Below are 12,319 nucleotides of genomic sequence, written 5' to 3'. Positions count from 1 at the left end.
TACTCTCTTCTTTTAAACAGGTTCTTTTTGATCTAGCTGAAAAGTCTCTGCATTTCTTCTACGCGTTTCATCTAATTCATGTAATAGGTCATTACGACAACCAGCATCGAAAACGACTTCCCTTACATGGACCATGCCTATTCGGTTTAGCCAACTAACCATCACTTCACGATAACTAGCTGTTTGGCGATAATATTGCAACAAGACACTGACAGCCTCCATCAGCTCTAATTGACTAGGCATAACATAAAAAAGCTGTGTATCCTCCTGTCCTCCTATATAGACCTCCCAGCCAACAGCCGTTTGTATTAATAATAAATCTCCATCAAATTTCCCGTGAGAACAGGCGTGAATGGTTAGGACTGTTTCAGCTGGCATTTGTAGAAATTGAAAGCGCTCATGTAATTTCAAAGACAGCTCCCTAGCCACATCCTGTATACAACCACATTGACTCATGTCAGTTTGCGAACGAATCCACAAACGACTTCCTGAAAACGTGATCTCAGGGAGTTTTAACTGATTCCAAACTGACGTAAGCTCCTGTTTTCTAATCCCAGAAACTTGAAGCTTGTCATGACTTGTAGGATGAACCGATACATGCGTGTATTGTTTGAGTAGTTGTGAGACATCACTGAAGCGCTCAGCCTGAGTATGCGTGTCGCCCCATCCTACTAAAACAGCATATAAACCATCTGACTGTTTCATTGCATTATGCTGAATATGTTGCTTCAAGTGATAATTCGGGTGCATCATACCTAGGTAATAAGAAAGTGTCTCCCTACAGACTTCACACCCTTCGCTTGTATCCCATAAGAGCTCGTTAAAGATCATTGATAAAGAGCTGAGTTCTTTTTCATAGATACTCTCTATTGCCTCTGCTTCTGTTAGGTTGGTACAGCTACACAACGATAATGGAGCTTCTACCACTTCTTCAAATTCATCACTTTGAATATAGGCAAGAAGGTCAGAAACGATTGGTTTACACCCACCACACGAGCTAGCAGCTTTTGTACAGGACTTAATCTCTTCGACACTTTCCAAATTTTCCACTTGAACAGCTTTGATAATGTCCGCTTTAGTTACTGCATTGCACTGGCAAATTAATTGTGATGCTGGCATCTCTCCAATTTGTCCAGTCTGACTTCCTTGAGAAATCAGTAGCTGTTGTTTCTCCTCATCAGTTAGATCTGTTTGTTTCACTACAAGGTCTTGTAGCTTTGAACGGTCAAGTGTATTCCCATATAAAATAGCTCCTGAAAGTCGATCTGCTTCAAAAATCAACTTTCGATAGTGACCATTTAACTCATCCATTACAGAGATCGCTTTACTCGTTTCATTAGTCGTGATGTCACCGATTGAAAATAAATCAACACCTGCTATCTTTAATTGTGTCGCAAGAATTGTCCCTCTAAATTGCAAACCTTCTATCCCACAAAGCTCTTGCGCAAGGACTTTACTTTGCTCATATAAAGGTTTCACCATTCCATATACAGTCCCTCGATGTTCCACACATTCTCCAACTGCATATACATCGTTGACAGACGTTCGCAATCGATCATCTACAAGAATCCCTCGGTTTGTCATAATCCCACTTTTAATGGCTAGTTCGCAATTAGGCCTTACCCCTGCCGACATAACAACAATATCGGCTTCAACAGAGGTTCCATCTGAAAAAAGGACCTTTTTCACTCGATGATCGCCTATTAATTCTGATGTTTCTTTGCCTAAGTGAAAATTCATTCCCTGTGATTCTAATTCTTTCTGTAGGAGCTTAGCAGCAGGTTCATCTAATTGTCGTTCCATAATACAGGACGATCGATGAACGACATCTACCTTCATACCTAGATGGATTAATCCTTTAGCAGCTTCAAGACCAAGCAAACCTCCTCCAATCACAACGGCTTTCGTATAAGAAGATGCAGTAGTCAGCAATTCTTTGCACTCTTCTATTGTTCGAAACGCAGTGACTCCTTCCTTTTCAATTCCGAGAACTGGTAGAATAAAAGGAGTAGATCCCGTTGCAATGATGACTTTATCGTAAGGAATATACACGTCAGTGTTTGTCTTGATCCGTTTCTTATTTGTATCAATCCATTCGACTTTTACGCCTGTGTGTACCGTAATATGATGCTCCTTAAACCACTCATCTGATTGAGTATAGATACGATCTAATGATTCATCCCCCTGCAGAACAGAAGACAGCAGTATTCGATTGTAGCTCCGTACAGGCTCTTCCCCTATAATCGTTAGATCGAAGGAGTCTGGACAAAGAGCTATGACCTCTTCAACAGATCGCATGCCTGCCATTCCATTTCCAATCCAAACTAGTTGTTGTCTCTTTTTCTGTAATGACATGAGTAAACTCCTTAAATATTCAGAATCTATCCAATCTTTCTCAATCATATCGAGACAACTAAATCCCTTGGGCGATTATGTTATATAAAGTGACATAGTTTTTATCAAAAACTGCGAGAATCGTAACGCTTTAGTCCTTTACTATGATTAAGACACTGTGCCAAAAGTACGAAGGTCTCTTTGCTTGATTTAGCTACGTTGCGGAAATAGTAAATCGCTTCGATTTAGTCCACTTTAGAGATGAGATCGTGGTTTATACAATTTAAAATCGGAAATAGTGAATATAAATCAAAAAAAGAGATGAGGAGAGTTTGTCATGCAAGGGAACACAGCTAATTATTCATAAACAAGACGGTGAAGTAGATGAAAAAATTCAGTATGACTAAAGGGGGTAAGCTGTGATGGGCATTCCAAAATATCCAACGGTTCCACCGTTGACTAGATCTCAGATAGAAGAAATGACTAGCATTACTTTTTATAAAGAGGTTGCACCTAAAAAAAGTGATGCCATCTTTGTCTTCGGAGGATCTCACTCTGGAAATTGGATCTACCCATTAAAAGCATATAATGAGGGATTTGCAGAGACACTGATTATTACAGGTGGATCAAGTTCGTGGGGAATCACTCATTCTGAATGGAAAAAAGAGAATAAAACAGAGTCTGAATTTATCACCTCACAATTAATCAAGTATGGAGTACCTGAAAAGGCCATTCATTATGAAAATACGTCTCGGCATTCTATAGAAAATGTCCAAGAAGCTCTTATGCTTTTCGACTTCGATAAAATAGACCGCTTATTATTCGTATGCAAAAGCTATGGGACAGGACGACAGTATCTTACATTAAAAAAATATCTTCCTGCTCACATCGAATGTATACCGTTTCCCTTCGACACTAATTTCAATAACGAGCCAATCATGACTCGATCAAACTGGTATGAACGAGAACAAAGCCGATCTCTTGTCTTTGGTGAATATCTAAGAATTATTTCTTATGGTTCATCAGGAGCGATCTTCCCTATAGAGCAGGAGATCCATGGATTAACTGAACACACGTTAGACTATCTCGACAGAAGGAATTAATCTAGGGCCGAATCTATCCACCTGTTAGAGATCCATATCTCTTTCCACTTTAAGAAGACTTTTTATCCGCTCTACTGTATCTGTAAGTTCTTTTTGCTGACTAACTAAGGCTAAAATTGATTGAATAACTGCCACTCGCGGTTCAAGCTGATTTAGTTCATCTTTTAATAAAGTCAAATTGGCTTTATACGCATTTATTTCAGTCTCTGAACCCATTATCTTCCCTACTTTTTCGTCTAATACGAATAGAAAATGAATCAATTGATCTCTACTTTCAATCTCCTTTGAACTCGTTTCATTAGATTCAATAAAATCCTTCATTATCAGACTGGACAATAACGGCTCTATATCCTCATGCTTTGTCACCAAAAGATCCAGATAGTTGTTCACGCAATGTGCCGCATGAGGAATATTTAGATGATCAGATTGATATGAAGCTATGTCAATATATTCTCTTATTAGCGCATCATATAGTAAAACAAGGTCCCACCGATTAGATACATTCTCTATTGGATATGCGCCTCCGATCATCCTCTCTACTCGTTTATAGGTTTTTATTTTAAATCGCTTAATTCCTTGCTCTAATTCAACGAATTCTTCCTGTTCAATCACAAAAGGCGCCAAAAGAAATAGCGTTCTATTGTCATAGAGTGTTTCTAAATATAATTCTGTTTGTTTGTGAAACTTCTCTTCTGAACTGATTGACTTATCATCTAATGCCTGCAATTGACTTTCAAATAGTTCATCCCGAAACTGCAACAGTTCATAAAATAACTCTTTTTTAGAAGAGAAATAATGATAGAAGGTTGCTTTCGACATTTTGCAAATGCTGACTATTTCTTGGATGCTGGTAGCAGCATATCCATTTTCCGTAAAAAGTTCAAAAGCTGTATGGATAATCTGTGTTTTTTTCATTTCTATCAGTCTCCTTCTATCGATTGTCATGATCTAAAATGCCTCATGTGATAATAGTACTATTAGGTACTCAGTTCATAAATATCATTTGTATCAATAGTACCCTGAAGTTTCTGACTATGAAATCTTACTAGTGCTATTATAGTTTTCTACAACGAGCATGTCTAATCTCATCGTATGAAAGGAATGTCCACACAACATGAATCACTCATTGAACACAAAACGTTTTATCTCATTAGACTTAGCTCGTGGTATGATGCTGCTGTTAGTTGCACTAGCTCACGCCTCTTTGTATGCAGGTAGCACCTTACTCAGTCGTCCCGAAAGCATGCATTCAATGGATACGTTTTTAAATTATGTCTCCGTATTTGTAGTCGATAACCGCGCAAGACCCATGTTTGCCTTTCTTTTCGGCTATGGCTTGACCCTTATTGTTGCAAGTTACCTTAAAAGAAATAGAACAACACGTGATGCCAAAATGTCTCTTTATAGACGCGCATTATACTTACTCATTTTTGGATTTTTCTTATCTGTTATCGTTGGTGGCCAAGATATTCTAGCTATCTATGGAGCAGCATTGTTATGTATAACATGGCTCATCTTTAAAAGTGATAAAATTCTCATACGTGCGATTACAATCATTTCAGCACTCTTTGTTGTCATTTTACCAGTTATGTGGGGAAGTATGGCCGTTATGCAACAGAATGAAAATGCACTTCAACTTACCCACACTTCCTATCTTGAAAATTTCAGCAGCCAATTTATACAATTCATTACTGGTGGCCCCTTCCTTGGGAACCTTGCCTTACCTATTGTCGTTTCCATTCTATTAGGCATATGGGCAGGAAGAAAGAAACTCTTAAATGAACAACCTGACCATAAGCCATTTCTAAAAAAAGTAGCGATCGTAGGGCTAACTATTTCAGTGATAGGCGCAATCCCTCAAGCCCTGTATAGCAATGGAATCATTGAGCTAAGCCCACTGCTTAGTGGATTGATCTTCTCCTTGCATATGATTACCGGCATTATTGGCGGAGTCAGTTACGCTGCCATCTTTGGCTTACTCGGTCCAAAGCTTGTACAGAAGGAAGTGTTTGTCCGTCCAATTACAGCCCTTGGTAAACGATCTCTTACCTTTTTCATGCTAAACGAAGCCTTACTCGTTGTCTTTCTTTCTACCTATACACTTAATTTAGGTGAGACGTTTGGATTAACAGTAAGCTGGTCCGTAGCTTTTGGTATCTGGCTGTTGGCTCTGTTAATTGCCACTATACTTGAGAAAAAGCAATTAAACGGACCGATGGATCACCTATTTCGAAAACTTGTTCATCGTAAACCTCGGGAAGAGAAGCAAGGAATAGATTAAATACAGGAAAAACCATACTAATCTCAGTATGGTTTTTTCTTGTTAGATAGCTATAGATTTTTCTCTTTTTATTCTCCAAACTAGAATACCAAGTGCAACAACTATCATCGTAAAGAACAAGGTGGGGGTAAAATACTGCCAGTGTTCTAGATTGAAAAAGTTGGTCATAATTCTACGCTGACCTTGTGTAATAAGCAGTATCAAACTAGGAAGCAAGATACCCAGTAGAGTGAAATACATAATCGAAAATCGTGAAACAACGATGATCCATGTCGTAAAGCACAGACATAAAAGGTAGACAGCTACGATCATGATAATGAAATAATTGTTAAATGATAAGTTGTACCAAAAAAGAGAAGAATTCAAATAGGAATTTAGCCGTCCTTCACCAAAAACTAGTGTATCAAACTGAAGATAGACACTTATCCAAATAATTAACCATGCGGTAATAATTATAAAAGCTGCCGTTAAGACTGCAGATGCTTTTATTAGAAAAGTCTTCCGCCCTACTTTGCTCGAGTATTGAAGCTCTAATAAATTTTGCTTACGATCGCGAATAAAAACCGGAGCTAGTACTATTAATAAACTTACTAGAATTAAACGAGTGATTTGGATCATGTATTGGTTTAAATGTGACAGAACATGATCTGGAAGAATAGACATATGTTCATCCTGATTTTGAATATCCGTAACACGCTCTTTTGTACGCGGATCGTTTTTAGAATTTTCCAAGAAGTAAGTGAAATCTTGCCCACTCTCTACAATGTATTCTCCTGCTTCGATCCTCCAAAATAAATCCTGAGCTTCATGATTATCATTAAATATAATATCTGTGTAAAAAGAATCAATTTGTTCATCATCACGACCATTCCATACCTCTGAATAGCTTGAAACTCCAAGGTCTTGTGCTCTTTGATCATTTTTTATAAATTCATCTGCGCGACTAATATCATTTTTATGCTTTGCTTCAAAATCCTGAAGATCATCTTCCGTTACATACGCCGGATCATAATTACTAACCATTTCGCGTGTAAGTAAATCGATATCACCAGCAGGACGACCATTTGGAAAGTATTTCACTTCCCACTCAATAAAGAGAAAATAGATGATAAACGTAACAGGAACGAGCAGAATTAGTAGCTTCCAATTAAAAATTCGCTTTAATTCTTGAAAGAAAATAATCACATTAAACCTCCTATATATCCTGTCTTTTAAATCTTTCCAACCCGATAGTCACCGCTATTACTCCAGCCAAAGCCCAAATTAAGATGATCATTAATTCTGCTGTTTCACTACTTAACGGGGCAAAATTAATCGTGAACCACATATGGGGATTAAATAGTAACCAATAAGGTTGGTAAAAAAGAGCGTAATACCCCCATCCTTCTAATGACAGAACGAATGGAGTAACAATCATCAATCCTACAAACAGAAGTTTAAGTAGTACGATCATATAGGTATGTTTTATAAATATTGAGAAAACCACAGTAATTACAGAAAAGATAAGCTGTAAACAAATAGTTACAGCAATACCTAACACTAGAAATTGCCACACAGATAGATTCCACCATGTAAAGTATGGATAATTCATAGATGAATTCCAGTTAAAAAAAGAAGTGACTGGTGTATGCCACAAATCTCCCATTGGTACAGACACGGCGTATATCAATACTGTGGAGATGATTAAGATGCTAGAAACAAGAACAACAGCAGTTAATGAAGCAAAGGCTTTGTCAACCATAAGCTTTCTACCTCTTTTTGTTGCATATGTATGAAGGTGTGTACGCTGTTCAAATTCGTACTTCATAGAAAAAGCTGTGATTAACACACCTATTAATAAGAGTTCAAATAATAGCGCCACCCATAACGTTCGATATAAATTCTCGTGCATCTGATATTCATTTAGAACATATAGAGATTTATACTCCTTTGTCTCTTTAATCTCGCTAAACCGTGGTTCGTATTGTGTAAAGGTATCCTGAAGTATCGCTTCTTGTTTATCCGTTAGTCCGTTAGTACGACTTTGAACCTTTAGAAAATCTGTAAGAGTAAGCTCTTGATATGCGAGGTCCAATTCAGGTATAAGCTCTAAATAAGTTGCAATCAGCGAAGTTTCATAGATTAATGTAAACTCATCGTCATTAAATTGATCAAGGAAATGACCTTCTCGTAATGTTTGATCTATTTCAAATACACTTTCGATCTCTTTACCTATAATTGGTGAAACAATTTCATTAATTTGTTCAGTTTGATCTTTCAATTTAAGATCTGCTTGCTTCATAAAAGTATCATTTATTTGGTACCCAGTTTCATCAGCAAGATTGCTAACAACTCGTACATCATCCTGTATATACCAATTAGCTGAAATAATAAGTACATTTAGAAGCAATGCTATAATAAATAATCCTATAACAACGGGGGATCGTATAATCTTTAAGAGTTCAACATTTATCATTCTCCTTGACCCACGTCTCTATAGATGGTTAAAAATACATCCTCAAGCTGAGGCTTAACAGGTAACCACTTACCACATGTTTCATCCTCACTGTAAAACCGAACAGAAACTCTTCCATCAAGTTGCCTTTCACTGAGAACCAAATAATGATTTATAAAATGAGAATACTCCTCATGAGATAGCCGTACTTCAAAGACTTTGCCATCAAGTGTTTCACATAATGAGGAGACAGATTTTTTGTATAATAGTTTGTGATCCTTAATCATAATGATCTCTCTCGCAATAGATTCAACATCTGCCACAATATGGGTAGATAAGATCACGATACGATCACGAGATAATTTTGAGATTAGGCTACGGAATCGAGCTCTTTCCTTTGGATCTAAACCTGCAGTAGGTTCATCAAGAATGAGAAGCTTCGGGTCATTAAGTAAAGCTTGAGCAATACCAACACGCTGTATCATGCCACCTGAAAATGCTTTTAGCTTTTTGCGCCCTACATCTTCAAGTGCAACTAGTTTTAATAGTTCTTCTACCTTTTGCTTTGCTACCTTCCTACTAAGTCCTTTTAAAGCAGCAATATATAACAAATACTGAGTGGCTGACTCATTGCGATAATAGCCAAATTGTTGAGGTAAATAACCAAGCATATCGCGGTAGGATTCTCCCATTGAGATAATTTCACGACCGTTATAAAGAATTTCCCCTTTTGTTGGAAAAATGAGAGTTGCTAGCATTTTTATAAGTGTTGTTTTTCCCGCCCCATTCGGTGCCAATAAACCATAAACTCCATTTTCAAATTCAAGAGATACATCCTCTAAAACGGTAGTCTCTCTATATGTTTTAGTAACATTCTGAACAGTTAACATGATTAACCCACTTCCTTGTGAATGTTGTAGAAAAATAAGGATTGAATTGCTCTGAATAATAATATAAAACCAATCAAACTAATAACCATATAACCAAACAATGGGATCTGCAGAAGGATGACTTTAAAGCCATTAGGATTTATGTAATAAAGTACTATATTCCCAAATATCCAAACCAATCCTAACCCATATGATTGGACCCATGATTTAGTTGAGTGTTTAAAAATAAAAAGAAATAACACCGAAAAAAACAATAATGAACAACTCATAACGAGGAACGCTCTAAGGATACTAATTTCAGTGATAAATAAAGAAATTAATGCAATGAATGTTGTATTTAGTAGGAATGAAAAAATGCTAAAGACCAACATACGAAAAGCCGACATCTGAGTAAAACTGTATTTTGTTGTATGCTCAATCTCCGCTTTCTTATTAAACTTGTGTACAAAACTTCTTAAAGCTAGTATGAAGTAGATACAAGGAGAAATTGTGAAAATAAAAATATATACGCTATCTGAAAACTGTTTGTGTGTAAGGGATAAAGATAAAAAACACATAACCAAAAACCCAATGATGGCAAGAAAGATAATCTCTGTTTTATCTTTGAACAGGTGACCAAAACCAACATGTCTATACATCCTAAAAAGACGATCTATAAAGTTTTCTTTTTCAGGCATACCAGCATTAACAATTTGAGTAATATGATTTTTCACTTCTTCTTCGTTAGGATAATCAACGTTAAATTTCAATATAGATGCTCCTCCCATCTTTTTTTCATCTCTCTTAGTGCTGCATAGTACTTCGTTTTAACTGTAGACTCCTTCATCTCAAGTGAGGCAGCTACTTCTGAAAATGTTGCGTCAGCAAATGATTTCAACCTGACAATTTGATTTGAAGTAGTATCTAATGAAGAAATTAAAGTACTTAATGCTTCTGCCTCTTCCTTACGTTCAATCAACAGAGCCGTATCTTCAAGGTCACTAAACATATGCTCTTGGACTTCAACTCGATGCTTCTCATATTTATGATATCTTGAACGAAAGTAATCAATTGAGCGATAAGTAGCTATACGATAGAGCCAAGTTGTGAATGAGGCTTTTCCGACATCAAATGAATGTAAGGAGCCAAGCATTTGTATGAATATTTCTTGTGTTAGATCCATCGCTAGCTCTTTGTCCATTGTCTGTTTATAGACATAGGAATACACAGATTGATAATGTAGATGCACTAATTCATTTGCTGCCTGCTTATCGTTCTTCCTTACTATTCGTTTGATTAATTTGGTTTCTGATAGACTCATTCTTTATGTATCCTCCAGCTGACTAACGCTTAATTGCCTCTCACCTTTATATGCGAAAAGTAAGATCAAATAGTTTTACATTCATTCAATTTTTTCTTTTTATATAAAAATAACCCGAATATGAACTGTATCGTCCATTGTTCGGGTTATAATTAATCATCTAATTGTAGAAGGCATTTAATCAATCACATAAACCTTCTCATTCCTTGGGTCATATAACAATTCAATTGTATCTCCTAGTTTAGGTGGTGAAATGAGATTAACAACTTTTTTTATTTCTTGTTCCATTTTCTTGTTTAGATGAACAAATTGAACACGCATGAGGACCTGAGGCTGTTCATTAATAAATAGACCAGTTTGTCTTAATTGAAGGATTGTCGCTTGCACCACCACGCCCCCACTATCATAAATCTTTTGTATTTTACGGGACTTGCGTTTCATCAAATGAGTAATGATAAGAATAATAGCTAATGGTACGGCAATCCACATCATCATAAAAATTCCCATTACTTGAACAGCTTCATCATCTTTTACGTACGCTACCACTTTGTCTAATGAAAATGTGCTACCTTCGTTTATTAGCTGTTCTGCCTGCTTTTCTTTTTCATAAGCTACATTCGAAAATGTTTGTTGAAATGTGAAATCTGTTACGTAGTTTATCTTTTGCTCTTTGATGTTGATGACACTAGCTTGGTCCGATGAAGAAAGATACAGGTTATCATCTACTAGTTGAGCTGAGAAGACCGGCTTTGTGAAAAGAATCTGTGAGGTAACCTCTTGTAGCTGTGGTGTTAGATCTGCTTGAAGCTTTTCACCAGATCGATTATAAAGGTATCCAATCATTGGAGCTGTTTCATTCACCGACTCTCGACCAAGAGCTAGCGTATGGTCCTCACCAAGCGGAAACAACTCTGGATAATAGATAAGCTGTGGTGTTTCAATATCATTTATATAACGACCAGTTAGTAAATCAAATTGAGCAAACTTCTCACCATCCAATCGCATGGCAGCATCACCTGATTGGTAATAATGAGACCACAGCTTCTGCTCCGTTTCCCACTGTGAATTAGAGGCAGAGACTAGAAACCTTTCATCTACATTATCTGATAAGCTCATGATGTATGAAGATCGATCATAAAGTGTCAGCTCCAATGCTGGCTGTAAGTTCTTAAACGAACCAATTTTATAGAAAGCAACCTCCACTAGATCAACTATTCGTTCATCATCCATAAGTGGGATGTTCTCGAATGTAGTATTATTAATCATAAAAGCAAGATGGGTATTTGAATCATCGAGACCTGTTATGTATATTGAATTTCCCGATACAAGAACATGATTTTCTAGAAAACCATCTACTTTTGTTTCTGGAATATCTAATGTAACCAAGCCTTGCCCACTTTCATAATAATAGGCTAATAGTCTATGATCCTTTGCTGCTTTTGTGATCAAAACTAATCCATCTTGTTGATAAGAAGTAAATAAACGATTAAAGATATCAGTATCTAATTTTTCAGAATGAATGAGCGTACTTGTCTTTGGATCAATCTCGTGAAGCATCATCTCTTCATGCTCATACGAGACTGAAAGCGCATGACCATTAGGTAAGAGAAAATATTGATCAATCGATTCTGCTTGTTGTTGTGATAGCTGAGCCTCTTCTATTAATGCATCCGCTTGCTCAAGATTTGGATTGTATTGAACCAAACCAATAATAAGTATGACACTTAAAATAATTACAGGGATCATAACCAGAATGCCGCCTAAAGGAATCACAATTGATTTCCCTTTTTGTGGTTTTAATTGCCTCATCAACTAATCTCCTAAACGATTATTTTCCAATTAACTAATCTTATAAAAACGAATCAAATGGTCAAACTAGTATACGTGCGAAGTTAGCAGAGCGTTTCAGCTTATATTTTTCAGGTCATTTAAAAACGACTACCTTATCATAGCCGTTTAATCACAGTTATTGCCCGC

At 36.7% G+C, this 12,319-nt stretch carries 10 protein-coding genes; 2 read left to right on the top strand and 8 right to left on the bottom strand.

From position 1 onward, the window contains the following. Positions 1-12 precede the first annotated feature (12 nt). A complete protein-coding gene (gene nirB, locus J2S05_RS02450; RefSeq protein WP_306979563.1) occupies positions 13-2,355 on the bottom strand; it encodes a nitrite reductase large subunit NirB in 2,343 nt (780 codons plus the stop codon). A 401-nt stretch (positions 2,356-2,756) separates the two neighbouring features. Between nirB and J2S05_RS02445 the strand changes: the two genes are divergently transcribed. Continuing rightward, positions 2,757-3,437: a YdcF family protein gene (locus J2S05_RS02445; protein WP_306979561.1), complete on the top strand. Its 681-nt coding sequence runs from the start codon at positions 2,757-2,759 to the stop codon at positions 3,435-3,437. A 24-nt stretch (positions 3,438-3,461) separates the two neighbouring features. Here J2S05_RS02445 and J2S05_RS02440 read toward each other — a convergent pair whose 3' ends face one another. Beyond that, on the bottom strand, positions 3,462-4,352 hold the full coding sequence (locus J2S05_RS02440) for a TetR/AcrR family transcriptional regulator (RefSeq protein ID WP_306979559.1): 891 nt from the start codon (positions 4,350-4,352) through the stop codon (positions 3,462-3,464). Positions 4,353-4,551: 199 nt separating this feature from the next. Between J2S05_RS02440 and J2S05_RS02435 the strand changes: the two genes are divergently transcribed. Further along, entirely contained in the window at positions 4,552-5,718 is a 1,167-nt protein-coding gene (locus J2S05_RS02435) for a DUF418 domain-containing protein (protein WP_306979557.1), read from the top strand. Between the two features lie 42 nt (positions 5,719-5,760). Here the strand turns inward: J2S05_RS02435 and J2S05_RS02430 are convergent, their stop codons facing one another. From J2S05_RS02430 to J2S05_RS02405, 6 genes are all read right to left on the bottom strand, one after another. Further along, positions 5,761-6,903, bottom strand: a complete 1,143-nt coding sequence (locus J2S05_RS02430; protein ID WP_306979555.1) for a hypothetical protein — start codon at positions 6,901-6,903, stop codon at positions 5,761-5,763. A 10-nt stretch (positions 6,904-6,913) separates the two neighbouring features. After that, a complete protein-coding gene (locus tag J2S05_RS02425; RefSeq protein WP_306979553.1) occupies positions 6,914-8,173 on the bottom strand; it encodes a hypothetical protein in 1,260 nt (419 codons plus the stop codon). Next, positions 8,170-9,042, bottom strand: coding sequence for an ABC transporter ATP-binding protein (locus tag J2S05_RS02420; RefSeq protein WP_306979551.1), 873 nt, complete (start codon positions 9,040-9,042; stop codon positions 8,170-8,172). The genes J2S05_RS02425 and J2S05_RS02420 overlap by 4 nt, the downstream gene beginning before the upstream one ends. A 2-nt stretch (positions 9,043-9,044) precedes the next feature. Further along, positions 9,045-9,791, bottom strand: a complete 747-nt coding sequence (locus tag J2S05_RS02415) for a hypothetical protein (protein WP_306979549.1) — start codon at positions 9,789-9,791, stop codon at positions 9,045-9,047. Continuing rightward, on the bottom strand, positions 9,788-10,342 hold the full coding sequence (locus J2S05_RS02410) for an RNA polymerase sigma factor (protein ID WP_306979547.1): 555 nt from the start codon (positions 10,340-10,342) through the stop codon (positions 9,788-9,790). The genes J2S05_RS02415 and J2S05_RS02410 overlap by 4 nt, the downstream gene beginning before the upstream one ends. Before the next feature lie 177 nt (positions 10,343-10,519). Continuing rightward, on the bottom strand, positions 10,520-12,151 hold the full coding sequence (locus J2S05_RS02405; protein WP_306979545.1) for a hypothetical protein: 1,632 nt from the start codon (positions 12,149-12,151) through the stop codon (positions 10,520-10,522). Positions 12,152-12,319 lie beyond the last annotated feature (168 nt).

The organism is Alkalicoccobacillus murimartini, assembly GCF_030813245.1.
GTDB classification, from domain to species: Bacteria; Bacillota; Bacilli; order Bacillales; family Bacillaceae_D; genus Alkalicoccobacillus; species Alkalicoccobacillus murimartini.
This window is presented reverse-complemented; position numbering and strand designations above follow the sequence as displayed.

Excerpts from the sequence above, each read along its gene's own strand:
- J2S05_RS02445 (WP_306979561.1), top strand. The coding sequence starts at position 2,757 with ATGGGCATTCCAAAATATCCAACGGTTCCACCGTTGACTAGATCTCAG.
- J2S05_RS02440 (WP_306979559.1), bottom strand. The coding sequence starts at position 4,352 with ATGAAAAAAACACAGATTATCCATACAGCTTTTGAACTTTTTACGGAA.
- J2S05_RS02435 (WP_306979557.1), top strand. The coding sequence starts at position 4,552 with ATGAATCACTCATTGAACACAAAACGTTTTATCTCATTAGACTTAGCT.
- J2S05_RS02405 (WP_306979545.1), bottom strand. The coding sequence starts at position 12,151 with ATGAGGCAATTAAAACCACAAAAAGGGAAATCAATTGTGATTCCTTTA.
- J2S05_RS02425 (WP_306979553.1), bottom strand. The coding sequence starts at position 8,173 with ATGATAAATGTTGAACTCTTAAAGATTATACGATCCCCCGTTGTTATA.
- J2S05_RS02420 (WP_306979551.1), bottom strand. The coding sequence starts at position 9,042 with ATGTTAACTGTTCAGAATGTTACTAAAACATATAGAGAGACTACCGTT.
- nirB (WP_306979563.1), bottom strand. The coding sequence starts at position 2,355 with ATGTCATTACAGAAAAAGAGACAACAACTAGTTTGGATTGGAAATGGA.
- J2S05_RS02410 (WP_306979547.1), bottom strand. The coding sequence starts at position 10,342 with ATGAGTCTATCAGAAACCAAATTAATCAAACGAATAGTAAGGAAGAAC.